The 26796-nt window shown below is 60.1% G+C and carries 17 protein-coding genes; 8 read left to right on the top strand and 9 right to left on the bottom strand.

Translation table 11 applies throughout. The features are described 5' to 3' along the window. Nucleotides 1-92: 92 nt before the first annotated feature. The gene (locus ATY80_RS16990) at nucleotides 93-548 is read left to right on the top strand and encodes a cytochrome c-type biogenesis protein (RefSeq protein ID WP_088693547.1); all 456 of its coding nucleotides are present in this window, start codon (nucleotides 93-95) and stop codon (nucleotides 546-548) included. A gap of 1 nt (nucleotide 549) precedes the next feature. On the opposite strand, the gene ATY80_RS16995 is transcribed toward ATY80_RS16990, so the two are convergent. After that, nucleotides 550-1728 carry an MFS transporter gene (locus ATY80_RS16995; protein ID WP_088693548.1) on the bottom strand — a complete coding sequence of 393 codons (1179 nt, stop codon included), beginning with the start codon at nucleotides 1726-1728 and terminating at the stop codon, nucleotides 550-552. Nucleotides 1729-1943: 215 nt separating this feature from the next. On the opposite strand from ATY80_RS16995, the gene ATY80_RS17000 reads away from it, so the two are divergent. The 4 genes from ATY80_RS17000 (at nucleotide 1944) to ATY80_RS17015 (ending at nucleotide 8829) form a co-directional block, all read left to right on the top strand. After that, nucleotides 1944-3506: a Do family serine endopeptidase gene (locus ATY80_RS17000; protein ID WP_088693549.1), complete on the top strand. Its 1563-nt coding sequence runs from the start codon at nucleotides 1944-1946 to the stop codon at nucleotides 3504-3506. A gap of 78 nt (nucleotides 3507-3584) precedes the next feature. Next, a complete protein-coding gene (locus ATY80_RS17005; protein ID WP_088693550.1) occupies nucleotides 3585-4331 on the top strand; it encodes a response regulator transcription factor in 747 nt (248 codons plus the stop codon). After that, complete coding sequence (locus tag ATY80_RS17010) at nucleotides 4328-5731, top strand: ATP-binding protein (protein WP_088693551.1); 1404 nt, start codon at nucleotides 4328-4330, stop codon at nucleotides 5729-5731. Before ATY80_RS17005 ends, ATY80_RS17010 begins: the two co-directional genes overlap by 4 nt. Nucleotides 5732-5868: 137 nt before the next feature. Continuing rightward, on the top strand, nucleotides 5869-8829 hold the full coding sequence (locus tag ATY80_RS17015) for a bifunctional [glutamine synthetase] adenylyltransferase/[glutamine synthetase]-adenylyl-L-tyrosine phosphorylase (protein ID WP_088693552.1): 2961 nt from the start codon (nucleotides 5869-5871) through the stop codon (nucleotides 8827-8829). Here the strand turns inward: ATY80_RS17015 and ATY80_RS17020 are convergent. Continuing rightward, on the bottom strand, nucleotides 8826-11144 hold the full coding sequence (locus ATY80_RS17020) for a PAS domain-containing sensor histidine kinase (RefSeq protein WP_088693553.1): 2319 nt from the start codon (nucleotides 11142-11144) through the stop codon (nucleotides 8826-8828). The genes ATY80_RS17015 and ATY80_RS17020 overlap by 4 nt on opposite strands. A gap of 183 nt (nucleotides 11145-11327) precedes the next feature. After that, a complete protein-coding gene (gene pepN / locus ATY80_RS17025) occupies nucleotides 11328-13976 on the bottom strand; it encodes an aminopeptidase N (protein ID WP_088693554.1) in 2649 nt (882 codons plus the stop codon). A gap of 333 nt (nucleotides 13977-14309) precedes the next feature. Between pepN and ATY80_RS17030 the strand changes: the two genes are divergently transcribed. After that, on the top strand, nucleotides 14310-15239 hold the full coding sequence (locus ATY80_RS17030) for a DMT family transporter (protein ID WP_088693555.1): 930 nt from the start codon (nucleotides 14310-14312) through the stop codon (nucleotides 15237-15239). Between the two features lie 576 nt (nucleotides 15240-15815). Continuing rightward, nucleotides 15816-16667: a hypothetical protein gene (locus tag ATY80_RS17035; protein WP_088693556.1), complete on the top strand. Its 852-nt coding sequence runs from the start codon at nucleotides 15816-15818 to the stop codon at nucleotides 16665-16667. A gap of 75 nt (nucleotides 16668-16742) precedes the next feature. Here the strand turns inward: ATY80_RS17035 and ATY80_RS17040 are convergent, their stop codons facing one another. The 6 genes from ATY80_RS17040 to ATY80_RS17065 all read right to left on the bottom strand — a co-directional run bounded on the left by ATY80_RS17040 (nucleotide 16743) and on the right by ATY80_RS17065 (nucleotide 24875). After that, nucleotides 16743-16934 (bottom strand): hypothetical protein, encoded by a 192-nt coding sequence (locus tag ATY80_RS17040; RefSeq protein WP_088693557.1) that lies wholly within the window; start codon nucleotides 16932-16934, stop codon nucleotides 16743-16745. A 149-nt stretch (nucleotides 16935-17083) separates the two neighbouring features. Continuing rightward, nucleotides 17084-17956, bottom strand: a complete 873-nt coding sequence (locus tag ATY80_RS17045) for a uracil-DNA glycosylase (protein WP_088693558.1) — start codon at nucleotides 17954-17956, stop codon at nucleotides 17084-17086. Nucleotides 17957-18015: 59 nt separating this feature from the next. Continuing rightward, nucleotides 18016-19308, bottom strand: a complete 1293-nt coding sequence (locus ATY80_RS17050; protein ID WP_088693559.1) for an Hsp70 family protein — start codon at nucleotides 19306-19308, stop codon at nucleotides 18016-18018. Nucleotides 19309-19478: 170 nt separating this feature from the next. Further along, nucleotides 19479-22598, bottom strand: a complete 3120-nt coding sequence (locus ATY80_RS17055) for an efflux RND transporter permease subunit (RefSeq protein WP_088693560.1) — start codon at nucleotides 22596-22598, stop codon at nucleotides 19479-19481. Continuing rightward, a complete protein-coding gene (locus ATY80_RS17060; RefSeq protein WP_088693561.1) occupies nucleotides 22595-23875 on the bottom strand; it encodes an efflux RND transporter periplasmic adaptor subunit in 1281 nt (426 codons plus the stop codon). The genes ATY80_RS17055 and ATY80_RS17060 overlap by 4 nt, the downstream gene beginning before the upstream one ends. A gap of 211 nt (nucleotides 23876-24086) precedes the next feature. After that, nucleotides 24087-24875, bottom strand: a complete 789-nt coding sequence (locus tag ATY80_RS17065) for an SDR family oxidoreductase (RefSeq protein WP_088693562.1) — start codon at nucleotides 24873-24875, stop codon at nucleotides 24087-24089. Between the two features lie 247 nt (nucleotides 24876-25122). Here ATY80_RS17065 and ATY80_RS17070 point away from each other — a divergent pair, with 247 nt between their 5' ends. Beyond that, nucleotides 25123-26787: an electron transfer flavoprotein-ubiquinone oxidoreductase gene (locus tag ATY80_RS17070; RefSeq protein WP_088693563.1), complete on the top strand. Its 1665-nt coding sequence runs from the start codon at nucleotides 25123-25125 to the stop codon at nucleotides 26785-26787. Nucleotides 26788-26796: the final 9 nt, after the last annotated feature.

Genomic DNA, 26796 nt, shown 5'->3' on the forward strand with positions numbered 1-26796 from the left:
GGCGGGTTCGTTTCGCTGAGCGACCGGCGCCTGCGGGTCGGCGCGCCGAGCCGCAGGGCAAAGCCGGCGCGCCCGGCCCTGGAGCCGGCGGAATGATCCGGCGCCTCCTCGTCGTCCTGGCGGTCGTTTTCTCGACAGCCCCGGCCTTTGCCGTCAATCCGGATGAGGTTCTGGCCGATCCTGGGCTCGAGGCGCGGGCCCGGGCGATCTCCGCGGAGCTGCGCTGCATGGTCTGCCAGAACCAGTCCATCGACGATTCCAATGCCGAGCTCGCAAAGGACTTGCGCTTGCTGGTGCGCGAGCGGCTCACCGATGGCGACACCGATGCGCAGGTGATGAACTACATCGTCTCGCGATACGGCGAGTTCGTCTTGCTGAAGCCGCGCTTTGAAACGAAGACGATCCTTCTGTGGGGCGCGCCGCTCCTGCTGGTTGTTGCAGGCGGCCTGTCGCTGATCGTCTTCGCGCGGAAAAGGGCGGGCCGTCCGACCGGCTCCAAGCTGACCGCCGAAGAACAGGCGCGCTTGAGCGAATTGCTCGACGAGTGACCTACGACCGTCTGCGGAGGCGGCCTCGCACGACGGACGCGACAAGCACCGCAGTGAATGCGAGCACCACGCCACCGGCCGCGATCGGTCCTGCCGATGGCGAATAGACGTCCATCACCGCACCCACCGAGGATGAGCCCACCGCGCTGCCGGCGGCGTAGGCACGGGCGAAGGCCGCACTTCCCGCGACAAGCGTATCGCCGGCGTAGCGTTCCCCGAGGATCGTCAAAGCGCAGGTGTATAGCGAAAAGCTCGCCGCGCCCATGATGCCGAACATCACGAGAATTGCCGCCTGCGACTCAAGAAATGGGATCGCAATGAAGCTCAGTCCGGCAAGGAGGCCGGAGCAGATGGCGACGCCGAAACGCGAGGTCTTGTCAAGAAGCCAGCCGACAACCGGCTGGGCAAGCGCCGTCGGTAGCGCGAGCACTGTAACGCTGATGGCGGTGAACGCTTCGGAGTAACCGAGCCGGACGAAATAGACCGGCATCGCCGAGATGGCGGCAATGTCAGCAAATGCAAATGCGACTACCATGCAGATCAGCATCGGCGCGCTTCTGACAAACTTGAAGAGCGCGCCCGATGCGGCTTGCTCGGGAAGCGTCCGTGCTCGCCGGGTAAGGATGACCGTCAGGAAGGCGACGCAGGCGACGTAGACCGCAAGCAACGCGAAGGCAAAGCCTTGCTCGGTGCCGAAGATCGGAATCACGAGCGGGCCAGCGGCAAAGCCACCGCACATACCAGCCCCATAGAGACCGGAGACGCGTCCGCGCAGGCGATCCGGGCACGCGGTATTGAGCCAGGCTTCGCTCAACATGAAGATCAGGCTGACGAAGAAACCGAGGCAAAAGCGGGCGACGCACCACACCCAGAAAATGTCGAACGTCGCGAAGGTGGAAAGGCTGACCGCGCAGCCGATCAACCCGGCAACGATCAGGCGGTCGCCCCGCACTTTGCGTGATAGCCACGTCACAGCGAATGTCGCGACAGCAAGGCCTGCCGCAAAGCAGCCGGCATTGAAGCCGATAAGACTCGGCGAAATATTGCGATGCTCGAGAACGAGAGAAATTAGCGGGTAGGTCAGTCCCTGCGCAACAGCGAAGGCGGTGACACCGAAGATGACGGCGGCAAGCGCTGCAGTATCAGGCGCAAAATCCTCCCCCGTGACCACATGGGCCATTGTCTCATCCTCCTCCGGCGTGAGGAGGAGGATTATCGACTTCTCGCGCTCTAGTCGAGGAGTTTGCTCCTCAGATTGCAGCGGTCGTATCGCACATTACGAATTTTTCATCGCTCGGACAGTTCGCAGTAAGGTGTGCCGTCCTATATCTTCCTTCATCAACCGATCCGGTCATCCTGATCCTGTAGATGTTGAAGTCAAAGAAGGTGCCACTCATGTTCAAGAATATCAAAGCTCCGTCGCTCACTACCGCGCTGAAGGCTTCGACCGTCGCCGGTCTTGCCGCTGCGGTGCTTTCGACCGGTATTCCCCTCGAAATCACGCGTTCCTATGCTGAAGCCGTAAAGGTTCAGGCGCCCTCCGTTCCGAGCTTCGCGAATGTTGTCGATGCCGTTTCGCCGGCAGTCGTTTCCGTGCGTGTTGAAAATCGCGTCAACCCAGTATCCGACGATGAGGGCAATGGTTTTGCCTTCGACTTCAATGGCCGCGGCTTCGACGATCTTCCGGATGCCCTGAAGCCGTTCTTCCGTCAGTTCGGCGAGCAGGGTCCGCAGGGCCGCCGCGGTCCGCAGGGACATCATGGCCCGCAGGATGGCAAGGGTCGTCTGCGTCCGGTTGCACAGGGCTCTGGCTTCTTCATTTCCGAGGACGGCTACATCGTCACCAACAACCACGTCGTTTCCGATGGCGCAGCATTCGTTGCAGTGATGAACGATGGTACCGAACTCGATGCCAAGCTGATCGGCAAGGATCCGCGTACGGACCTCGCTGTCCTCAAGGTCGATGGCAAGGGCCGCAAGTTCGCCTACGTCAACTGGGCCGATGACAACAATGTTCGCGTCGGCGACTGGGTCGTCGCGGTCGGTAACCCCTTCGGTCTCGGTGGTACGGTGACTGCCGGTATCGTCTCGGCTCGTGGTCGCGACATCGGCTCTGGTCCGTATGACGATTATCTGCAGGTTGATGCTGCGGTGAACCGCGGTAACTCCGGTGGTCCGACCTTCAATCTTAATGGCGAAGTCGTTGGCATCAACACCGCGATCTTCTCTCCGTCCGGTGGCAGTGTAGGTATTGCGTTCGCCATCCCGGCGTCCACTGCCAAGGATGTCGTTGCCGACCTGATGAAGGACGGCCAGGTGTCCCGCGGCTACCTGGGTGTCCAGATCCAGCCGGTTACCAAGGACATTGCTGACTCACTTGGCCTTTCCGAGGCAAGCGGCGCGTTGGTCGTCTCCGCTCAGCCGGGAACGCCCGGTGAGAAGGCCGGTATGAAGGCAGGTGATGTCGTGACTGCGGTCAACGGCGAAACCGTCAAGGATGCCCGCGATCTGAGCCGTCGTATCGGCGCCATGACGCCGGGCAAGAAGGTCGAGCTCTCCGTTTGGCGCTCTGGCAAGGCTCAGTCTCTGACGGTCGAACTCGGAACGCTGCCTGCTGAACAGAAGGATGCTTCCGCTGATGACGGCGATCAGGCACCGGAAAGCCAGGCTCCCGCTTCGGAAAAGGCGCTGGCCGATCTCGGCCTGACGGTTGGTCCGGCTGAGGATGGCAAGGGCCTGCAGATCACGGGTATCGACCCGAACTCCGACGCGGCCGACAAGGGCATCAAGGAAGGCGAGAAGATCACCTCGGTCAACAACCAGGAAGTCTCCAATGCCGACGATGTCGTCAAGGTCCTGAACCAGGCGAAGAAGGATGGGCGCACCCGCGCGCTGTTCCAGATCCAGTCGAAGGACGGCAGCCGCTTCGTCGCCCTTCCGATCAACGGCCAGGGCTAATCATCCCGACCCTGACAGGATGGGAGTCGCGCCTTACCGGCGCGGCTCCTTTTCGCCAATATCCATAGGGTGAATGCAATGACCTCTGTGCAGCAGGAAGAAGGTTTAAGCCTTGCCGAAACGCAACCGGCAAGTAATGTCGGCCGCATGAAGATTCTCATCATCGAAGACGATCTGGAAGCAGCGGTCTACCTCACCAAGGCCTTTCGTGAGGCGGGCATCGTGGCGGATCACGCGAGCGACGGCGAAAGCGGCCTCTTCATGGGCTCGGAAAACACCTACGACGTGATCGTTATCGATCGCATGTTGCCGCGCCGCGATGGTCTGTCCGTTATCAGCGAACTGCGCCGCAAGGGAATTCACACGCCCGTGCTCATTCTCTCCGCGCTCGGTCAGGTGGATGATCGCGTAACCGGCCTCAGGGCAGGCGGCGACGACTACCTCCCGAAGCCTTACGCATTCAGTGAGCTTCTTGCCCGCGTCGAGGTGCTGGGTCGCCGCAAGGGCACGCCGGATCAGGACGTCGTTTATCGCGTCGGCGACCTTGAACTCGACAGGCTTGCGCATGAGGTTCGCCGCGGCGGCAAGGAAATACCGCTGCAACCGCGCGAATTCCGCCTCCTCGAATATTTGATGAAGAACGCCGGTCAGGTCGTGACCCGCACGATGCTTCTCGAGAACGTCTGGGATTACCACTTCGATCCGCAGACCAACGTCATCGACGTTCACGTGTCCCGGCTGCGGTCGAAGATCGAGAAGGACTTCAGCCAGCCGCTTCTCAAGACCATTCGCGGCGCGGGGTATATGATCAAGGACGAGGGATGAACCGTTTCTGGTTTCTCTTCAAGTCCACGGCGGTCCGCCTTTCGGCACTTTATATCCTGCTCTTCGCCATCTGCGCCGCGACTCTGGTCTTCTATGTAACGGCGATGTCCGAGCGGCTTCTGACCAACCAGATCCGCGAGGCTGTGCAGCAGGAAGTGGATCAGGTCCAGCGCGCTTACGATACCGGCGGCATGAACCTCCTCCTGCGGACAATGGAACGCCGCGCGCGCCAGCCGGGCGCCAATCTCTACATCATTGCCGGTCCCTCGGGCGATATTCTCGCCGGCAACGTCGCATCCGTGCAGCCTGGTGTACTCGATGAAGAGGGGTGGACCTCCTTGCCCTTCATGTATCAGCGCTATGCGGAAAGCGGCCTCAGCCGCCGGCATATGGCCGTTGCCAATGTCTTCGTCTTGGACAATGGGTTGCGTCTGCTGATCGGCCGCGACCTCGGTGAGCCCGAAGCCTTCCGCGGACTGGTCCGGCAGGCGCTGATGATCGCTCTGGCAATCATGGGTCTCGGGGCGATCATCATCTGGTTCGGTATCGGTCGAAACGCCCTGAAGCGCATCGACCGCATGTCGGATGCCAGCAAGAAGATCATGGCCGGTGATCTATCACAGCGTCTTCCTGTCGGGGGCTCGGGCGACGAGTTCGATCGCCTTTCGGTGTCGCTCAATACGATGCTCGGTCGGATAGAGAAGCTGAACGAGGGCTTGCGGCAGGTTTCCGACAACATTGCGCATGACCTGAAGACGCCGCTGACCCGGTTGCGCAACAAGGCCGCCGATGCACTGGACACCACGGACGGCGAGGTGCGGCGCAGTGCGCTTGAGGGGATCATCTCCGAGTCCGATCAATTGATACGTACGTTCAACGCCCTGCTGATGATTTCGCGGGTAGAGGCGGGATCGGTCGCTGCCGAGATGTCACTGGTGGACCTCTCGGCTATCGTCGCCGACAGCGTGGAACTCTATGAGCCCGTCGCTGACGAAGCGGGGCTGGCCCTTACGTCGTCGATCGAGCCTGACATCGACGTGCAGGGCAACCGCGAACTGATCGGCCAGGCGATTTTCAATCTCATCGACAATGCAATCAAGTATTCCTCGGATGCGGATGGACACGGCGACATAGCACTCACGTTGCTTCGCCGTCCTGACGGCATTTGCCTTTCCGTTGCCGATCGTGGACCGGGTATCCCGGCCGAGAAGCGGGAAGATGTGCTTAAACGTTTCGTGCGGCTGGATGAAAGCCGATCAAAGCCCGGCACTGGCCTTGGCCTCTCCCTAGTCGAGGCGGTGATGGAATTGCACGGTGGGAAGCTGGAGCTTTCCGATACCGATCCGCAAAACCAGGAGAAGCGAGGTCTTATCGTCAGCATGATCTTTCCGGCGAAATAGCGCCTCGCGAGCACGGTTGCTGCGGATCGAATTCGATGTTGGCCATCGCCGCCGTAGACCCTACCTTAGATCGTAGTTGCCGGAAGCTGCTATGATTCTCCCCGGCGGTTCTCGGTTCTGTTCGCCAGGGAGGGTGCATGCTGACGAGTTCGAGGCATAGCCTTGTGGAAGTAACCGAAGGGTTGCTGAAGCCGCTGAACAAGAGCGAGCTGAAGCTTGCCCAAACGGACCTCCAGAAGATCGGCAAAAGCGAGCCGGCCGTGGCGGAGATGCTCAAGGCGGAAGGCGCACTTCGCGACTTCGTCACCGCCGCGCTGACCCTGTCCCCTTTTCTACGTGACATTGCGAACATCGATGCGGCAATACTCGCAACAGCGATTTCAGAGCCGCTGGAGCCGCGCATAGAGGCCCTTATCGCAGAAGCGCGCGCATGCTGGAAACCGGCAGCAGGTGGCGAGGCGCCGCGGAGTGAAGCCGAAGTCATGAGCCATCTGCGCATCATCAAGCGCAAGGTCGCCTTTCTTGTCGCCCTCGCAGATCTCGCCCGCGTGTTCGACGGCCGCGTGACGACCGCCTGGCTGAGCCGGTTGGCGGAAGCGTCTGTCGGGGCGGCGATCGATCACCTCCTGCTCGCGGCTCACGATGGGCGTAAGGTAACGCTGAAGAACGTGGCAGCTCCGAGCGAGGGCTCAGGGCTGATCGTCCTCGGCATGGGCAAGCTTGGTGCCTCCGAGCTCAACTACTCATCGGATATCGATCTTGTCGTGTTCTTCGATGAGCAGGCCGGGATCGTCGCGGATCCCGACAACGCGATCGAGATCTTCCCGCGGGTGATGCGGCGACTCGTACGGATCATGCAGGAGCGGACGGCGGATGGATACGTCTTCCGCACCGACTTGCGGCTGCGACCCGACCCGGGATCAACTCCGCTTGCGATCCCCGTCGACGCGGCGATGATCTACTATGAGGGTAGGGGGCAAAATTGGGAGCGTGCTGCCTTCATCAAGGCGCGTGCGGTCGCTGGCGATATCCAGGCTGGCGAACAGTTCCTGCGCGGGCTCGTTCCTTTCGTTTTCCGCAAGTATCTCGACTACGCGGCCATCGCCGACATTCATTCCATCAAGCGGCAGATCCATGCTCACAAGGGGCATGGCGCGATCGCAGTGAAAGGTCATAACGTAAAGCTTGGCCGCGGCGGCATCCGTGAGATCGAGTTCTTCGCGCAGACGCAGCAGCTGATCGCCGGCGGCCGGATGCCAGCACTTCGTTGCCGCGGCACCGAAGAGACGCTGGGGGAGTTGACAAAGGCGAAATGGATCGACGAGGAGACCCGCGACGAGCTGACCGAGGCTTATTGGTTTCTTCGTGACGTCGAGCATCGCATTCAAATGGTGCACGATGAGCAAACGCATCTTCTTCCGGAGACAGAAACCGACCTGAAGCGCATCGCTTTCATGATGGGCTTCGACGACACACCGAGTTTTGCCACGCGGCTGGTCGAGGTCTTCAAGACGGTCGAGCGGCGCTATGCCCGCCTGTTCGAACAGGAAACCAAGCTCTCGACGGGAACGGGCAATTTGGTTTTCACCGGTCAGGGGGATGATCCCGATACGTTGAACACGCTGCGTAAGCTCGGCTTCGAGCGGCCCTCCGATATCTCGCGCGTCATCCGCACCTGGCACTACGGTCGCTACAAGGCGACGCAGTCGGTGGAGGCACGCGAGCGCCTGACGGAGTTGACGCCGGAATTGCTGCGCGTGTTCGGTGAGAGCAAGCGCGCCGATGAAGCGATTCTGCGCTTCGATAGCTTTCTCTCGGGCCTGCCTGCCGGCATTCAGTTGTTTTCGCTTCTCGGCAGCAACCCCGCGCTCTTATCGCTCATCGTCAACATCATGTCGTCGGCTCCGAAGCTTGCAGAGGTAATTGCCGCCAAACCGCATGTCTTCGACGGCATGCTCGATCCCGGGCTGATGGCGGAATTGCCGACGCGCGCCTATCTCGCCGAGCGCATCCGCGGCTTTCTGGCGCCTGCGCGGTACTATGAGGAGGTGCTCGATCGACTGCGCATCTTCGCCGACGAACAGCGCTTCCTCATTGGCATCCGGCTGTTAACCGGCGCAATCCGGGGCGCCATGGCCGGCCGCGCTTTCACGCATCTGGCCGATCTCGTCATCGACGCAGCGCTCGATGCCGTCATGAAGGAGATCAGGACGGCACATGGCGATTTTCCGGGTGGCCGCGTGGCTGTCGTTGGCATGGGCAAGCTCGGGAGCTTCGAACTCACCGCCGGCTCCGACATCGATATCATCCTGGTTTACGACTACGACGATGAAGCTGCCGAATCCTCGGGCCCCAAGCCTCTCGACGCGACGCGCTATTTCACCCGCATCACGCAGCGACTGATCTCGGCGCTCTCTGCGCCGATGGCCGAGGGTGTGCTCTATGAGGTCGACATGCGCCTCCGGCCGTCTGGAAACAAGGGGCCGGTCGCTACTCGCATCAAGTCCTTCGAAAAATATCAGCGGGAAGAGGCTTGGACCTGGGAGCACATGGCGCTCACGCGTGCCCGCCTCGTGTGTGGCGACAAAGAACTGATCAGGGAGGCCGAGCGAATAATCGCCGACGTGCTCCTTTCGAAGACCGATGCAGAGAAGATCGCCAAGGACGTGTCGGAGATGCGAGCCTTGATCGAGCAAGAAAAGCCGCCGGCCAGTATCTGGGACCTGAAGCTCATTCCGGGCGGGCAGATCGATATCGAATTCATCGCGCAGTATCTGCGGCTAGTGGCCTCCACGAAAGGCCTGTTCATCGAGGAGGACGATTTCAATACGGCGGGGCAGGTGAAGCTCGTCGGCGTGGAATTGATGGACCGCGATGACATGGAACTCTGCCTTGCGGCGCTGTCGCTCTATACTGACATTTCGCAGCTCATCCGGCTCTGCATCGACGGTCTGTTCGATCCGAAGGAAGCGCCGGCGGGCCTGACCGATCTCGTTTCCCGTGCAGGCGACTGCCCTGACATCAAGACGCTTGAGGGAGAGATCAAACGGCTTTCGAAAGCCGTCAGGCAAATATTCCAGACCGTGGTGAGATCTTAGTGGCCGTTGTTCGGGATGTGGAGTGAAATGACGGTGCCGATCGCCTCGCGTGAGCGGATCTTCATTTTGCCCCCGTGAAGCGTCGTCAGCGACCGCGAGATCGCGAGACCGAGGCCAGAACCTCCCTTGCTTTTCGCATACTGGTTTTGCACCTGCTCGAAGGGTTGGCCGATCTTGCCGAGCGCCGCGCGAGGGATACCGATGCCAGTGTCTGCAATCGTCAGCATGACACCGCTGTTGGTGCGGCGCGTGCGAACAGCGATGCGGCCGCCTTCATTGGTGAACTTTACGGCGTTGGAAAGCAGGTTGAGCAGGATTTGCTTAATGGCGCGGCGGTCGGCGGTCAGCCGCATCCCCTCGCAAATGCGCTGCTCGACGAAGATATTCTTCTGTGCGGCCGGGATCGCGGTGAAGCGAAGGCTTTCCTCGATGAGTGGCGCAAGATCGATCGTCTCGCATTCAAGCTTTATGTGGCCTGCTTCGATCTTGGACATGTCGAGAATGTCGCTGATGACGTTCAAGAGGTGCTTGCCGCTGTCATGGATGTCGCGTGCATATTCATTGTACTTCGACGAGCCGAGCGGGCCGAACATCTGATCCTGCAGAATCTCCGAAAAGCCGAGGATCGCGTTGAGCGGCGTGCGGAGTTCGTGAGACATGTTTGCCAGGAACTCGCTCTTTGCCCGGTTGGCGGCTTCCGCGCGTTCCTTTTCGACTAAATAGTTGGAGTTCGCGACAGAGAGCGCGGACTTCTGACTTTCCAGAGTCTGGCGGGAAGCGGAGAGGTCGCCGATCGTTGCCATGAGCCGGCGTTCAGAATCGCGCAGACGCTCCTGGTTGCGCTTCAGCAAGGTGATATCGGTGCCGACCGAAACCATGCCGCCGTCGCGGGTACGGCGCTCGTTGATCTGCAGCCAGCGTTCGTCGGCAAGCTGTACCTCGGTTGTGCGGGAATAGCCGGAGCCATCTGCGTCGGCGATCCGGCGCTCGATGACAGGGCGTGCCGCCGCGGCGTTGACGACGTTGCGCTCGGTGCCAGGGACCAGCACGCTGTCGGGCAGCCCATATGCCTGCTGAAAGTGCGTGTTGCACATGACAAGACGGTCGTTCTTGTCCCAAAGCACGAAGGCCTCGGACGTGCATTCGATGGCGTCAGCCAGGCGTTGGTCGGCCTCGGCGTAGCGCTGGGCGAGGCGATGCTGTTCGGTCACGTCCATCGCGATACCGATCATATGGACGCGGCCTGAGTTGGTGCGGATCACCTGAGCGCGGGCCCGCATCCAGACATAATGACCGCCTGCATGTCGCATGCGGAAGATCTGGTCGACCTGGCCGGCATCGCCGCGGGCAATCGATCGGGCGATTTCATAGACACCGCCATCCTCCGGATGCATCAGACGTGCCGCATCGCTGAAGCACATCGTCCGGTCTGAACCCGGAAGCCCCAGCATCTCGTACATCGAGCGCGACCAGTAGAATTCGCGCCTGTCGAAATCGAAGTCCCAGAGCCCGCAGCGACCGCGCGACAGCGCGGTCTCGACACGAAGGTTCGACTCCAGGAAGATATCATCGGCGTCACGGGCGCGCTTCACCTGCATGTAATAGGCGTAGAGGATGACGAGCAGGATCGAGGAGACGCCGGCGAAGAGGGTCACGTTCAGCGTGACTTCGTCGCGCCAGAGCTTGCCAATCCGCTCCAGCGATGTCGCTGCGATGACATAGCCGCCAGATTCGCCAATCAGAGTGATTTCGGCGTAGTGTGGGCGGCCGCTGATCGTCGTTTCTATGACGCCGGCGCGATCGCCGAAACGGCGGATCGCCGAGACCTCCGAGAAGAAGTCGCCGACGCTGGAGCCAAGATAGGCCGAGCCGGCTGCCGTTGCTGCGAACACCTTGCCACTCGGCTGCACCAATAGCACAAAGGCGTCATTGTCCAGGCGATCTTGCGGAAGGAAGCGCGCCAGCCGAGCCTGCGCCTGCGTGACATCTGCGGTTTCGAATATCTGGTTGGCATCGGAGAAGGCCGCAGCGGCCGTCGCGGCGGCAAGTGCGGTGGAGTGGCGGGCGGCGGCCTCTGTCCTACCATACTCGGAAACCATTCCGAAAAAGTGCGATGCAGCCACAACCGTAAGGAAGGCCACGATCAGGATCGGAATAATTCGCTTCAGGACGATTTCGACCTGGGAGAGGTTGCGCGAGGACGACAAGGAAGCACGGGAGCGCCTGGCTGAAAAGCTATCACGCCAGGCCAGGAGGCCGTCGAAATCGACACGCAGCCGTCCCTCGGCTGCGGTTGCCCGCCGCACGTTCATCATCTCTTCAGCCTTGATCCCTCGTGTGATTCGCAGCGCCGCTCGCCCGAACCTAACTCAATGAATCATTGGTGATTCGCCTTGTCCAGAGGAAAAGGTAAAAATCTGTTAACCGATTCTAGATGCTGAATTTTCTTTGGCGGTCGGATTGCCGCTGCAAGTGTCGCACCAGCAATCGACGGCAAATCACCCTTTCAGAGTGCGTTCGACAATGTCGCGGACGTCGGTCGAAAGCTCGGTGGCCCGTTCGATTTCCAGCAGGGCGGCGCGCGCATGATCCTGCCGAACCGGCTCGAGGGAGCGCCAGGAACGCATTGACGTCAGAATGCGGGCGGCCAACTGAGGGTTGCGCTGATCAATGTCGAGAATCTCATGCGCGAGGAAGCGGTAGCCCTCGCCGTCGGCACGGCCGAAGCCAGTCGGATTTGCAAAAGCGAAGGTCCCGATCAGCGAACGGACCCGGTTGGGATTGGTCCTCTTGAACAGAGGGTTCTCCATCAGTTCTTGCACCCGATCAAGCGTACCTACGCCCGGTATGGTGGCTTGGACGGAAAACCATTTGTCTACGACAAGCGCGTTCTCTGAGAAGCGATCCTTGAAGGCCGACAATGCCGCGGCAGTTTCGGCGCTGTCCGGGAAGCGATGCGCAAGAACCGTCAATGCATGCAACAAGTCAGTCATGTTGTTGGCGGCATCGAAGGCAGCTCTGGCGCGTGCCGGCGAATTCTCGGCGTAAGCGAGGTAGGTCAGCGCAGCATTGCGCAGCGCGCGGCGGCCGGCACTCGTGGCGTCGGGGCTGAAAGCGCCCGGCGTCGTCATGGAGTCGTAGAGTGCAACGAACGTGTCCCGTCCGGCGTCCGCGACTTGTTTCATCACCGCCTGGCGTCCGGTATGGATCGCGTCCGGATCGTTGTTGCCTCCAAGTTCGCGGGCGATATCAGCTTCACTCGGCAGGGCGAGGGCTTGGGCGCGGAAGGCGGGCTCGAGGCTTTCGTCGGCCGCGGCGGCCAAAAGGGTGTCGACGAATGTTGTTTCAGAGCCGACAGTCTTTCCTTCGCGGGCATCGCGCGCCGCGTTCAGGAGGTTCGGGAGCGCAAGCTCGGTCAGGGCCTGCCAGCGGGCGAAATGGTCCGTCTCGTGGCGTGCAAGCAGCGCCAAGTCGGCGGGCGACTGGTCGAAATGGAGATTGATCGGTGCGGAGAAACTGCGATTGATCGAGACCACAGGCCGCGATGGGATGCCTTGAAATGCGACCGTTTGCGTGCGTTCGGTGAGATGCAAAACGTTGCCGGCATATTCCGCACCGTCGACGGAGGCCGGAGCTATGGTGGCCCCATCTTCCGCGAAGAGCTGCAGACTCAGCGGGATGTGCATCGGCTTCTTCTCCACCTGACCGGGCGTCGCAGGGATCATTTGCTCCAGCGAAAGGCTGAAGGTCTTTGCAGCTGCGTCGTAGGAGCCCGATGCAGTGACCAGCGGTGTGCCCGCCTGATGGTACCAGAGCGAGAACTGTGCGAGGTCGCGCCCGCTCGTGTCCTCGAAGCATTTGACGAAGTCCTCGATCGTCACAGCTTGGCCGTCGTGACGATCGAAGTAGAGGTCCATGCCCTTCTTGAAAGTGTCCTTGCCGAGCAGTGTCGCGATCATACGCGTGACTTCGCTGCCCTTCTCGTAGACGGTCGTCGTGTAGAAGTTATTGATCTCGCGATACTTCGTGGGCCGCACCGGATGCGCGAGCGGACCTGCATCCTCCGGGAACTGTTCGGATTTCAGGTGGCGGACCTCAGCGATGCGCTTCACAGGGCGCGAGCGCTGATCGGCCGAGAACTCGTGATCGCGATAGACGGTCAGTCCTTCCTTCAGGCAGAGCTGGAACCAGTCCCGGCAGGTGATGCGGTTGCCGGTCCAGTTATGGAAGTATTCGTGGGCGATGATCGCTTCGATGTTCGCGTAATCGCTATCCGTGGCCGTTTCAGGATCGGCAAGGACGTACTTGTCGTTGAAGACATTGAGCCCTTTGTTCTCCATGGCGCCCATGTTGAAGTCGGAGACGGCGACGATCATGAAGATGTCGAGATCATATTCGCGTCCGAAGACGTCCTCGTCCCACTTCATCGACCGCTTCAGCGCGTCCATCGCATAGGCGGCGCGGGGCTCTTTGCCATGCTCGACATAGATCTTCAGCGCGACCTCGCGACCGGACATGGTCGTGAACGTATCTTCGATGACGCCGAGATCGCCTGCGACCAGCGCGAAGAGATAGCTCGGCTTCGGGTGCGGGTCGAACCAGGCGGCAAAATGCTTACCTTCGCCATAGCCGGCGCCACCGAGGAAATTGCCGTTCGATAGCAGCAGCGGATTGGCCGCCTTGTCTGCAATGATGTTGACACTATACGGCGCCAGGACGTCGGGGCGGTCCGGGAAATAGGTGATGCGCCGGAAGCCTTCGGCTTCGCACTGCGTGCAGTAGATACCGCCGGTGCGGTAGAGGCCCATCAGCTGCGTGTTGGCTTGGGGGTTGATGATCGTCGTGATCGTCAGTTCGAAAGGTTCGGATGCGGGCAGATCGCGGACCGTCAGGCTTTCAGGCGTCGCCGTGTATTGCTCCGCCGACATCTCCATCTGGTCGAACAACAGTCCAGAAAGCACCAGCTCATCGCCGTCGAGCACCAGCGGAGCCTTGGGATCTGAGCCTTCGCGGCGGTGGAAGATCAGTCGTGCTTCGACCCTCGTTGCTGTGGGATCAAGTTCGAAGGTGAGATCCACGCGTTCCAGAACGAATTCGGTGGGCTGGTAGTCTGCCAGATTGATGACCTGGCCGGTATCTGTACGCATGGTGTTCCCTGAAGACCTTGAGCGGATGACTGCGTCGTAAGCGGAGTGGGCACTCCACAACAAATTTTGACGGCATGATTACATTAAAGTCTGAACCAAAGTTAAAGCGAAATGACGGCCGCGGAAGATTTGGAGGTGCCGGGCGCGGCTATATTTGGGCGGATCCGTGAGCAGGATTTGAACCGGAGTCCTGCTGATCCACGTAGCTTGTTCGATCATCAGGAAACTTTCCAATTTTCCATCTGTTCATTCGGCGCGACGGCTGTCACAGTCAGGGTGCGTCGAGTCTGGCGCGTCCTCCTGCCTCCAAACAGCAATACAAGAGTTCAAGACATGCGGCCGGCTACGGGAAACCCGATGAGGGGCATTGCGCTTAAAGTCAGCTCGGTGGTTGTCTTTCTTGCGATGCAGACCTTCATCAAGCTCGCCGGCAGCGACATTCCGCCAGGGCAGGTGACCTTCTGCCGCTCCTTCTTCGCATTGTTTCCGATCATGGCTTACCTCGGCTATCAGGGCCAGTTGCGATCGGCATTCTACACGACCAATCCGGTCGGTCACCTGAAGAGGGGAACGCTCGGCATCATCTCCATGGGACTGGGCTTCTACGGGCTGCTGCATCTGCCGCTGCCAGAGGCGATTGCGCTCGGTTACGCTATGCCGCTTGTCGCCGTGATTTTTGCCGCACTGTTCCTCGGGGAGACCGTGCGCATCTACCGTTGGAGCGCGGTGTTTTTCGGAATGGTGGGTGTCGCCATCATATCCTGGCCGAAGCTCACGCTTTTTCGCGAGGGCGGCGTTCATGCCGAGCAGGCGATTGGTGCGATCTCCGTGCTGATGGCCTCCGTGCTGGGCGGTATGGCGATGATCCAGGTGCGGCGATTGGTAGAGGAAGAGAAGACGGCGACGATCGTCCTCTATTTTTCGATTACGGCGACGGTTTTTTCATTCGTAACGGTGCCGTTCGGCTGGCAGTTCCTTGATCTGGGGCCGCAGTTGTTTCTCATTGCAGCCGGTTTCTGTGGTGGCGTGGCGCAGATCCTGTTGACGGAGAGCTATCGACACGCGGACGTCTCGACGGTCGCTCCGTTCGAGTACACGTCGATCGTAATCGGCGGCGTCATTGCGTATTTTGTGTTTGGCGATGTGCCTGGGCGCAGCACGCTAGTAGGCACTGCGATTGTCGTGGCTGCCGGGATATTCATCATCTACCGCGAACACCAACTCGACCTGGAGCGGCGCGCCGCGCGCCAAGCAGGATCGTGAAAGCCGCGTCAATCTAGACCTTATGTTCCAAGGGTGAAGGTGGCCCGCCCCGGCGCTAAGCTGATTTCGGGGATTGCTCTGGATAGGCCGGAGCCGAGCCCCACGCTTAAGCGAGGGCGAACCATGAAAGAGAATAGCGTAACATTCATCGGCTTGGATACGTCGAAGCTGAATGTGGCGGACATTGTCCACGCCCGACTTTAGACCGAGGTAGCCCCAGACGAACAAACGGAAATGCGGCACCCAACCCGCGCATAAGAGTATGCCAGCCGTCGTCAAAATGCCCCCTGTCTCCTCCTTTGTCCACCAGCTTCACGCATGTGCTTTCGCCGCCAAAGTCGAAAAGGAAAAATCATGCCCAAAGAGCTTGAAAACGAACATAAGAGCTTTCTGATGTCTTGCCGGATTTCTCGCGCACTACGGGAGAAATCCAACGAATAGTGACGACATCCGAACGGTTGTTGCGCTCTATGAACTTGACGAAGTTTCATTTATTCGCGAATGCGCATGTTGAGGAAACCAGACGTTGTTGTACCGGCTGGTTGCTGCAACGGATGAGTGCGCGTCGGGTGAAAAATGCCTTTTAGTGCCGAAGACTTGGTTGCGAATCCGAAATTCATCCTTGCCATTCGTTTCCACGCGGGGCGAATGCGCAGCATGTTCGATGCTGGCCCGCGACTGGCACGGTTGCTTGCTTCCCAGCAACGCTGGCTGCTGACGCAGACTGCCTATGCCCTCGCTATGGAGCGTAATTCCGCTGATCCGACTTCGGGGTTCACGGCCGTTCGGCTGACGGGCGAGATCACATCCCGCAAGGCGGCCAGCCGCAACACCGTGCTGAGCTTCATCGAGGAACTCCTCACCTACCGCTTCATAGCCTACGAGCCAGGGGCGGAGCGCCGTCGTCCCCGCCACTTCGAGCCGGCAGAGACCAGTCATCACGCGATGTTTGGATGGCTCGTCTCGAACCTGGGAGCTCTTGATTTGGTGGACGGTGGAAACCGGGTTGCCCATGTTGAGGCTCACAAGGAATTAATTCGAATCCTTCAACCGCGTATCGCGCGCAATTGTCTTGAAGATCCGCGGTGGCGGGAACCCACAGATCATGTGGCGCTTTTCCTGTGGAACGACGCCGGCGGTCTGATCGTCGATCACCTGGTATCCCGAATGGATTTACAAGGAGATGACCCCAAGCGTGTTGTGGTCGGTCATGTCGACAGCCGCGCTCTTGCGGCGGACTTCATGATATCGCGCACCCACTTGCAGCGGCTTTTTGCAAAGGCAGCGCAGCAAGGATGCATTGGCTGGGATACGACCGACAAGAAGCCCGTACTCTGGATGTCGCGCTCATTCGTCGAACAATACTGCAAGTGGCAAGCGATCAAGTTCGCGTATGTCGACGAAGCGTTCCACTGGGGGACGCGATAGGCCGATCGGCGGGGGATGGCGATTTGTGATCGGCCAAGCAATGAGACAAGAGGCCAGCAAATGCCAGCCTCGACCTCAGTATTGCTGAAAATCCGCAAAGATCGCGGCGGGGCGCGCGATGCGGCCGCCTGCGCCGGTGCCGCGAGCAACCATTTGTTCGTTCGTGGCGAAGCCGATGCGGCTGTAGCTTTGCGTTGTGCGACCCTGCTCATTGGCAAGGCGAAGGGTTTCAAACCCGCAGTGGATAGGACGAAAACGTGCAGTCATTGCCTTGGTTCCTGTTGATTCCTCCCAAGACACACCACAATATTGCACTGCAACATGAGGTTTTCAATGCGTTAGAATAAGGGGCAGATATGCGTAAATCGCATAGATGTTTTCATAAAGCATTTATAATTGCCCATTTTGAGAGCAGATTACAGTGCTGCCAGTTTGGCCTGAAAAGCCAAAAGATCGTTCCAGGCCAGACGCTTGTTGATGGGGGCCGTCAATAGATCTTGTGGATGCAAGGTCGCGATCGCAGGAACGACGCCGTTCCCGACCGCGATCTCCCGCCATTGCCCACGCAGACCGTGAATCGTATCGTTCTCCCCGAAAAAGACCCGGGCAGCAAAATTGCCGAGCACGAGAATTGCCTTGGGCTCGGCAAGCGCGATCTGCCGCTCGATGAAAGGACGGCAGATATCCATCTCGGCGGTCGACGCAATGCGGTTGCCGGGTGGTCGCCAGGGAATGACCTGCGTCAGCAATATGGTATCGCGCTGCAGACCGATTGCCGCGAGCATCTTGTCGAGCAGTTGCCCAGGTCGCCCGGAAAAGGGTTGACCTTCACGGTCATCGTCAGCGCCCGGCGCTGAACCGATCACCATGATCCCGCTTGCCGCATCTCCGCTGGCGAAGATCGTCGAGCGTGCACTGTGCTTGAGATTGCATCCATTGAATGCCTCGATCGCCGTTTTCAGCTCCGGCAGCGAACGGGCGCTCTCAGCCGCGAAGCGCGCCTGCTGAACGGCCTCGCCATCGGGGATCGACGGTTGCGGTCGTTGAGCCGTGCGCTCGGGGGCAGGGGCATTTCTTTGCGTCGCCTGGGCCGCCGGGCGTGGCGAGGTTTCCCGGGCTTCGGTGGCCTGCGGGGAGGAGCCCGCACTCCGTCGCGCCGCCTTCATTGCCTCGAACTCGGCGAAGCGGTCGACGGCTTCCTCCTCGAGCAACCACTCGACGCCGGCTTCCGCATGGAAATGCAAAAGCGCGGCGAGTTCGCCCGGAGAGAGTTCGTTGACGGAGATCATGACGGCGACTTTAGCGAAGCCGGGACGTCAATGAAAGAGCGCTCTGGCCGCTAGCCGACCTATTGCACTGTCCATTGCGTGATGTCCTCGCGTTCGCCGATCAGTGCCAACCCATGGGCGATGGATAGCAGTTCGCCACCGGTCTCGATACAGTCTGCGTCGAAGCGCTCGGTGAAAATGCGGCGCACAGCCGGCACGAACGACGTGCCGCCGGTGAGGAACACCTTATCGATCATACCGGATGTCGTGTTTGTCTTTTCCAGGACGTCATCAAGGGCGCCTTCGATCCGCGCGAGATCATCTGCAATCCAGCTCTCGAAGTCGGCGCGCCTGATGGTCCGGTGACCTCCGCGGCCGAGAGGGGCGAAGTCGAAGGCAGCCTCATCGGCGGCCGAGAGCGCCATCTTCGTTGCCGAAACAGCTTGATAGAGCGGGTAGCCTTCGTCGTGATCGACAAGGTCGATGAAGGCCTCAAGCTTTTCGGGTTCGAGTGCCGTGCGCACGAGCTTCTTGAGATCCTCGAATTCGCGCGATGTCTTGAAGATCGAGAGCTGGTTCCAGCGACCGAAGCTCGAATAGTAGTTTGTCGGAACTTCAAGGATCTTGTCGAAGCTCTTGAAATGACTCCCCTTGCCGATCTGCGGCGCAACGATGTTGTCGATCATGCGATAGTCGAAGTGGTCGCCGGCGATCCCGACACCCGAATGGCCGATCGGAGTTGCAGTCAGCTTTCCGCCAACTGTTTCGAACCGGATCAGCGAATAGTCGGTCGTACCGCCGCCAAAGTCGGCGACCAGCACGGTGGCATCGGACTTCAGGTTTTGCGCAAAGTAGAACGCAGCGGCCACCGGCTCATAGACGTAGTGAACCTCTGGAAAACCGAAGCGGGAAAGTGCCTCGTTATAGCGCTCGGTCGCCAGCGCAGGATCCGGGTTCGCGCCGGCGAAATGCACCGGACGACCGGTAACGATGCGGATAACATCTGACGGCCAGTTGTCGCCGGCATAGTTGCGCAGGCGACGGATGAAGACCTCCATCAGATCCTCGAAGCTGTGGCGCTTTGCGTAGATCAGGGTGCCCTGAAAGAGCCCGCTTGCCGCAAAGGTCTTGATCGACTGCAGGAACCGGCAATCGCCGGGATTGTCGATGAATTGCCGGATTGCGGCGTGTCCTGCCTCGACCTTCAGCGCGGATGCGCCGAGTTGCGAATCCTTCATGAAAGACAAGGCAGTGCGCATGCTATCGGCGTTGCCGGCGGCACTGGTGAAGGCCATTGAATGGGTTGTCTGCCCGTCTGCCGTGGCCAAAACCGTGTTCGTTGTGCCGAAGTCGAATCCCAGCGCCTGAGCCATGCTCGCACCTCACTCTGCCGATTATGTTTTGAGATCGGAGGTCAGCCTCCGCAAAAGGCGCGGAACGACGCGCCCGAATTCAAGGAGGGCGCGTGATGCCACAGGGGCCGCCTTTATTCAAGGCTTGAAGGCGAAAAATGCTGCGGGCGCCAATGGCGCCCGCTCGTTCTTTACTCGGCCGCTATGGCCTGAGGCATTTCCTCACTGTGCGTGGTTTTCTTCTTGCGCCCGAGGCTGAGGAGCCAATCGCTGAGCTTGCCCATCTCGACGAAAATTACCGGGGTGATGAACAACGTTAGCGCTTGCGATACGACAAGACCGCCGACAACGGCAATGCCGAGTGGTTGGCGAAGTTCCGAGCTTGCACCACTCCCGAGAGCGATCGGAAGTGCGCCGAGGAGGGCGCAGAAGGTCGTCATCATGATCGGGCGGAAACGTCGGACGCAGGCTTCGTGGATCGCTTCCGAGGGCGACATGCCGCTGCCTGAGCGCAGGTTCTCCAATGCCACGTCGATCATCATGATCGCGTTCTTCTTGAAGATGCCGATCAGCATCAGCAGGCCGATGAGAGCGATGATCGAAAGATCAAAGCCCATTATCTTCAGTGCCAGCAAGGCGCCGAGTGCCGCGGCCGGCAGGCCTGAAAGAATCGTCAACGGGTGGATGAAGCTTTCGTAGAGAACGCCCAGCACAACATAGATCGTCAGCACAGCCGCCAAGATCAGCAGCGGGGTGTTGCCCTGAGACTGCTGGAATATCTGCGCGGTGCCGCCGTAGGACGTGAAGACGTCCGCGGGCATGTTGATGTCTTTCTTGATCTGGTCCATCGCAGCCGTTGCGTCGCCGAGCGCTTCACCTGCAGGCAGATTGAACGACACCGTTGTTGAGACAAGCTGGCCGGTCTGGTTGATGGTCACTGGCCCTGTCGTGCGCTGGACCGTCGCAAAGTTCGACAAGGGAACCAGGGCGCCGCCACTGTTGGACGCGACGCGGATTTCCTGAAGCTTCTGATCGTCCCATGGCTTGCTGGTGTCATATTCCACAATCACGTCATAGCTGTCGCCGGTCGACTGGATCTGAGCCGCCGTATATCCGCCAAAGGCTTCCTGCAGCGTCGTACGCAACTGTCCGTCGGTGATGCCGAAGGCGGCCGCCTTTTCGGTGTCAACGACGATATTGGCTTGCAATGCGTTGTTCTGCGCATCGGAAGCCACGTCAGTGAAACGGGGGTCGGCGCGCATCGCCTGCTGGATCTTATTTGCCCAGATGTTCGTCTGATCGGCGCTTAGTGCCTGGACGACCAACTGGTATTGGCTTGCTGTCTGGCGGCCGCCGAAGCGAAGGCTCTGCTGCGGCGTTATGTATGCCTGAAGGCCCGGAATCTTGCTGATGCTCGCTCGCAACTCCCTCAAGGTCTGATCAAGCGGCGGACGCTGATCCTTGTCCTTGAGCTCGACGTACATGGTGCCGTTGTTGAGCGGGCTGCGTGCATTGCCGCCGACAATCGACATCACGTGGTTGACAGCGGGGTTTTGCTTCACGAGTGCCGCGGCCTGGTTCTGCAGTGCCTGCATTGCTGGATAGGAAATGTCCTGACGGGCGCGCGTCGTGATGCTCAACCGGCCGATATCCTCGGTGGGGAAGAAGCTCGAGGGCAGCGTCATGAACAGGTAGATGGTCAACCCGACAGACGCCACGAACAGTGCAAGAACCGTCGGGCGGTGCTTCAGGCACCAGCCGACCGATCTCTCGTAGCCTCTGAGCGTCCGCTCGAAACCGGCGTCGAACCAGCGGATGAGGAACGGCGGCCGCTCGTGGGCGCTGCCGAGGCGCGACGCCAACATCGGCGTCACCGTGAGCGAAACGATTGCAGAGGCGACGATCGCAATGGCAACGACCATACCGAACTCGTTGAAGATACGGCCGACGACGCCGCCCATCAGCAGGATCGGGATGAAAACGGCGATCAGCGAAACCGACATCGAGACGATCGTGTAGCTCACTTCGCCTGCACCCTTGATGGCCGCATCGAGAACCGGCATTCCCTCCTCGACATGCCGGAGAATGTTTTCCAGCATGACAATCGCGTCATCGACCACAAGGCCGACGGCAAGCGTCAGTCCGAGCAATGAGATATTATCGATACTGTAGCCGAGCACGTACATCATGCCGAAGGTGGAGATCAGCGATAGCGGTACGGCGAGCCCAGGAATGATTGTCGCCGTCAGATGGCCGGTGAAGAGATAGATAACCAGGACGACGAGGCCAATCGTCAGAAGGAGCGTGAATTTAACGTCCGCTATCGCGTCCTTGATTGGTTGCGCGGAGTCATTCATGACCTTCGTTGAAACGGAGGCCGGAATCTCTGCATGCAGGCCCGGCAACTTCGCTCTGATCGCGTCGACAACCTCAACGGTGTTCGCATCGGGCTGACGTTGAATGGCAAGAATGATGCCGCGGTTGCCATCGTACCAGCTGCCGGTATTCAGATTTTCGACGCTGTCTTGCACGTCGGCAACATCGCCGAGATGGATCGGCGCGCCGTTTGGATTGGCAATAACGAGCGTGCGGAATTCGTCGGCGTTGGTACGCTGGGTGTTGGCATTGATCGTCATGCTCTGGGTGTCGTTCTGCAGAGAGCCGACGGGAACCTGGCTGTTGGCCGCGACCAGCGCCTGGTTAACCGTGTCGATGCCGATGCCGCGGTTGAGAAGCTTGCTTGGATCAACCTCGACGCGGACCGCATAGGTTTGTGCACCGAATACCGAAACCTCGGCGACGCCCGGAAGGGTCGAAAGGGACGGCGAGATAATGTCCTCGGCAATCTCATCGAGCTTGCTACGCGGCATGGTATCGCTCTGCACGGCAAGCAGCATGACCGGCGCATCGGCGGGGTTCGTTTTCCGGTAGCTTGGCGGCGTCGTCATGTTATCGGGTAACTGCCGCGTCGCGTGCGAGATTGCTGCCTGAACGTCCGCCGCCGCCGCGTCGATGTTGCGGTTGAGGTCGAACTGCAGAACAATGCTCGTATTGCCGAGCGAGTTTGTGGCGCTGATTTCGCTGATGCCGGGAATGGTCTGGAACTGCTTAATCAGCGGCGTCGCAACCGAGGTCGCCATCGTCTGCGGCGAGGCGCCTGTCAGCGCCGCCGAAACGTTGATCGTCGGGAAATCGACCTGCGGCAGGGCTGCCACTGGTACCAGCTGATAGCCTGCAAGACCGGCAAGCACGACGCCGATGGCAAGTAGCGTGGTCGCGACAGGACGTCGAATACAGAAATTCGGTATCATTCTTCCGTGCCCGCTGTGATGGTTTCGGTCTTACCCACGGCCTGGTCCGCGGAGGCGACGTTCAAAGCCTTGTCGTCGAACTGTTCCTTCACCGGCTGCTGATCAACCAGCTGCGCCTGTCCCTCGATGATGACGTGATCACCCTCGGAAAGGCCCTGTGAGATGGCGCTGAAGCCGCCGTTCGCGCGGGCCACAGTGACCGGGGTCACCTGAGCCTTGCCATCGCGCACCACAAGCGCGAAGAAGCCGTCGGCGCCCGGGCTGACGGCAACGGTCGGGACCACGACCTGCTGCTCATTGTTGTTGAAGTGGACAACGATGTTGACCGACTGGCCGGGCCATAGCGCGCCCGTCGCGTTCTCAAACTTTGCCTTCGCGAGGATGGTGCCGGACGCTGGGTCGACGGTGTTGTCGTAGAAGCTGATATGGCCTTGATGTGGCTTGCCCTTGTCGGACTGGGGAACCGTGCTGACATCAACCGGCCCTGCGGCGAGGGCAAGCTTCAATTGCCTCAGGTCCCGTTCCTGAAGGTGGAATTTCACATAGATCGGATCGTACTTTGCGATCGTCACGATCGCCGAGCCGGCGTTCACAAAGGCGCCCGGGCTCACCGAGATATCGCCCAGGCGTCCGTCGAAGGGTGCGCGGATATCGGTATGCTCAAGCAGGACCTGATCGGCGGCGAGCGCTGCCTTATCCGCCTGAACCGTGGCCGCCGCTGTGTCGCGCGCCGCCTTCGCCTGATCGTAGCTTTGCTGTGTGCCGGCCTTCGAGCTTAGCAGGTCATTGGCGCGCGCCAGCGCCGTTTCCGCTTCCGCCAGGGTGGCTTGGTCGCGGACGACCATGGCGCTGTCCTTGTCGACCGTTGCCTGTGCCGTGCGTGCATCAAGCTCGGCGATCAGGTCTCCCTGTTTCATGGTGGCGCCGTCCGATGCGAGGATCTTCGTAACGATCCCCTGTTCCTGGGCCGCGATCGTCGTGTTGTCGTCCGCATCAGCCCAGCCGGAAGCCGTGACGTCTCGGGGCAGGGTAGTCTTCACCGCTGCAACAGTCTTGACCAGTGTTGGTCCGCCGTTGCGGTTGCGACCCTTGCCGCCGCCCTTCTGGTCACCGGACTGCGATGCACTGCCCGCCGTCTGGTGGCCGCTATCGGCGGCATCTGCCTGCTGCTGTGCCTTGGGTAGAAATTGCGAAAGGTAAGGGACGCGTTCCCTGTATTGCCATACGCCAACGGCGGCGGCAGCGACGATGCAGACTGTGACAAATAATTTTTTCATATGCAGGACCGGTTTGGGGCAAGTTGCGCGGAAATCCAGGCTCTATTGAACCACGTTTATTACGGCGCAAAAAAGACACAATTATCGGACCGACCATCACTAAGTGGTTATAATGGCTTAAATTTTTGTAATGAAAGAATATGCTTAAATGATATTTCTTGAGCATCGGCAATGTGGGGTAGCCCACACTTTTGGGAATTTTCCTTTTCAATCAGACGGATCGCGCCGCTCCGCCATCGCAGCGCACAAGACTGCCGGTAATGTAGCTCGCCGGCTGGCTGCAAAGAAAGGCGGCGGTCGCAGCGAACTCCTCGACCGTTCCGTAGCGGCCCATCGGAATCGCGGCTTGCTTTGCGGACCGGATTTCATCGAGGCTCTTACCGGTCCGCTTGGCAGCGGCGCCGTCGAGATCGTCAAGGCGATCCGTCAGGATGCTACCGGGAAGTAGCAGGTTTGAGGTGATTCCAAAGCGCCCGATCTCCGTTGCCAGCGTCTTGCTCCAACCGGCGAGGGCGGGGCGCAGCGTGTTCGAAAGCGCGAGGTTGGCGATCGGTTCGATGACGCCCGACGATGCGACGGTGAGAATGCGCCCCCAGCCTTGTTCCTTCATAGATGGCAGCAGAGCATTGGTGAGCGTAATCACACGCAGGACCATGGAGAAGAAATAGGTTTCCAGCTTCTCGGGCGTCATATCCTGCGTCGTCCCCGGTGTCGGGCCGCCGGTGTTGTTGACGAGGATATCGACGCCGCCAAGCTTGTCGTACGCGGCGGCGGTTACGGTCTCCACGAAGTTCTCATCGGAGAGATTGGCCCAGATCCAATCCGCCTTGCCATGTCCTTCGGCATTGATGGCGCGGCAGTTTGCCTCCAGCGTCTCGCCACTGCGCCCGCAAAGCAGAACATTCGCACCCTCACGCGCCAAAGCTACGGCGATGCCATGCCCCAATCCGCGCGACGATGCCAGAACGAGTGCGCGCTTGCCTTTGATGCCGAGATCCATGCCAAATTCCTCCAGTCGTCGGTCTCTCTATACGGCGCGCCGACCGGAGACGAAAGCGGCGTGCGCCATTTGTTTATTGTTTGACGTTTACGTAAGATGAATATAATTATTTGGCCCTAGGAATGCTGTTGCGCGAATTGGGGGATTCGCTGTCGTTTCCCGGCTCGACAATAGCCCTCTGTTTTGACAAGACATAACCCGATCACGGGGAATATGGCCGCAATGTCGGCCGAGCGGAGATGGATGCATGACCGATACGACTGAACTGCCCGAACGCGAGAGCATGGAATTCGACGTTGTGATCGTCGGTGGCGGTCCTGCGGGATTGTCGGCTGCGATCCGTCTGAAGCAGGTCAATCCGGAACTGTCGGTCGTCGTGCTCGAGAAGGGGGCTGAAGTCGGCGCCCATATCCTGTCGGGTGCCGTCGTCGATCCTGTTGGTATCGACCGTCTGCTGCCTGGCTGGCGCGAAGAGGCCGATCATCCGTTCAAGACCGAGGTGACCGACGACCACTTCCTGGTGCTCGGCCCGGCCGGCTCGGTCCGTCTGCCGAATGCCCTGATGCCGCCGCTGATGAGCAACCACGGCAACTATATCGTGTCGCTTGGTAACGTCTGTCGGTGGCTGGCCACCAAGGCGGAAGAACTCGGCGTCGAGATCTATCCGGGCTTTGCCGCGACCGAAGTGCTCTACAACGACGAAGGGGCGGTCATCGGTGTCGCCACCGGCGACATGGGCATCGAGAAGAGCGGCGAGCCCGGCCCGAACTACACGCGCGGCATGGCGCTAACAGGCAAATATGTGCTGATCGGCGAGGGTGTCCGCGGCTCGCTCGCCAAGCAGCTGATCGCCAAGTTCGATCTCTCCAGGGATCGCGAGCCGCAGAAATTCGGTATCGGTATCAAGGAGCTCTGGCAGGTCAAGCCAGAGCACCACCGCCGAGGCCTCGTGCAGCACTCCTTCGGCTGGCCGCTTGGCATGAAGACCGGCGGTGGCTCCTTCCTCTATCACCTCGAGGACAACCTCGTGGCCGTCGGCTTCGTCGTCCACCTGAACTACAAGAACCCGTATCTCTATCCCTTCGAGGAGTTTCAGCGCTTCAAGACGCATCCGGCCATTCGCACCACCTTCGAGGGCGGCAAGCGGCTGTCTTACGGTGCGCGTGCGATCACCGAGGGCGGCTGGCAGTCGGTGCCGAAGCTCTCCTTCCCGGGCGGGGCGCTGATCGGCTGCTCGGCCGGCTTCGTCAACGTGCCGCGCATCAAGGGCAGCCACAATGCCGTGCTGTCGGGGATGATGGCGGCAGACCGCATCGCGGCTGCGATCGCCGCCGGCCGCGCTAACGATGAAGTGGTCGAGATCGAGAACGACTGGCGTTCGAGCGACATCGGCAAGGATCTGAAGAAGGTGCGCAACGTCAAGCCGCTGTGGTCGAAGTTTGGCACGGCGATCGGCGTGGCGCTTGGCGGTCTCGACATGTGGACGAACCAGCTCTTCGGCCTTTCGCTCTTCGGTACGCTGAAGCACGGCAAGACCGATGCCGCCTCGCTGGAACCGGCTTCGAAGCACAAGCCGATCGCCTATCCGAAGCCCGACGGGGTTCTCACCTTCGACCGTCTCTCCTCGGTGTTTTTGTCGAACACCAATCACGAGGAAGACCAGCCGGTGCACCTCAAGGTGAAGGACTTAGGCCTGCAGCTATCGTCGGAGCACGACATCTATGCCGGTCCCTCGACCCGCTACTGTCCGGCCGGCGTTTATGAATGGGTGGAGAAGGATGGCAAGGAGACCTATGTCATCAACGCCCAGAACTGCGTCCACTGCAAGACCTGCGACATCAAGGATCCCAACCAGAACATCAACTGGGTGCCGCCGCAGGGCGGCGAGGGGCCGGTCTATCCGAATATGTAAGAGGCAGGC

The organism is Rhizobium sp. R711, assembly GCF_002211365.1.
In the GTDB taxonomy this organism is placed as follows: Bacteria; Pseudomonadota; Alphaproteobacteria; order Rhizobiales; family Rhizobiaceae; genus Rhizobium.

Coding starts and splice junctions, on each gene's coding strand:
- ATY80_RS16990 (WP_088693547.1), top strand. CDS start 93: ATGATCCGGCGCCTCCTCGTCGTCCTGGCGGTCGTTTTCTCGACAGCC.
- ATY80_RS16995 (WP_088693548.1), bottom strand. CDS start 1,728: ATGGCCCATGTGGTCACGGGGGAGGATTTTGCGCCTGATACTGCAGCG.
- ATY80_RS17000 (WP_088693549.1), top strand. CDS start 1,944: ATGTTCAAGAATATCAAAGCTCCGTCGCTCACTACCGCGCTGAAGGCT.
- ATY80_RS17005 (WP_088693550.1), top strand. CDS start 3,585: ATGACCTCTGTGCAGCAGGAAGAAGGTTTAAGCCTTGCCGAAACGCAA.
- ATY80_RS17010 (WP_088693551.1), top strand. CDS start 4,328: ATGAACCGTTTCTGGTTTCTCTTCAAGTCCACGGCGGTCCGCCTTTCG.
- ATY80_RS17015 (WP_088693552.1), top strand. CDS start 5,869: ATGCTGACGAGTTCGAGGCATAGCCTTGTGGAAGTAACCGAAGGGTTG.
- ATY80_RS17020 (WP_088693553.1), bottom strand. CDS start 11,144: ATGATGAACGTGCGGCGGGCAACCGCAGCCGAGGGACGGCTGCGTGTC.
- pepN (WP_088693554.1), bottom strand. CDS start 13,976: ATGCGTACAGATACCGGCCAGGTCATCAATCTGGCAGACTACCAGCCC.
- ATY80_RS17030 (WP_088693555.1), top strand. CDS start 14,310: ATGCGGCCGGCTACGGGAAACCCGATGAGGGGCATTGCGCTTAAAGTC.
- ATY80_RS17035 (WP_088693556.1), top strand. CDS start 15,816: ATGCCTTTTAGTGCCGAAGACTTGGTTGCGAATCCGAAATTCATCCTT.
- ATY80_RS17040 (WP_088693557.1), bottom strand. CDS start 16,934: ATGACTGCACGTTTTCGTCCTATCCACTGCGGGTTTGAAACCCTTCGC.
- ATY80_RS17045 (WP_088693558.1), bottom strand. CDS start 17,956: ATGATCTCCGTCAACGAACTCTCTCCGGGCGAACTCGCCGCGCTTTTG.
- ATY80_RS17050 (WP_088693559.1), bottom strand. CDS start 19,308: ATGGCTCAGGCGCTGGGATTCGACTTCGGCACAACGAACACGGTTTTG.
- ATY80_RS17055 (WP_088693560.1), bottom strand. CDS start 22,598: ATGATACCGAATTTCTGTATTCGACGTCCTGTCGCGACCACGCTACTT.
- ATY80_RS17060 (WP_088693561.1), bottom strand. CDS start 23,875: ATGAAAAAATTATTTGTCACAGTCTGCATCGTCGCTGCCGCCGCCGTT.
- ATY80_RS17065 (WP_088693562.1), bottom strand. CDS start 24,875: ATGGATCTCGGCATCAAAGGCAAGCGCGCACTCGTTCTGGCATCGTCG.
- ATY80_RS17070 (WP_088693563.1), top strand. CDS start 25,123: ATGACCGATACGACTGAACTGCCCGAACGCGAGAGCATGGAATTCGAC.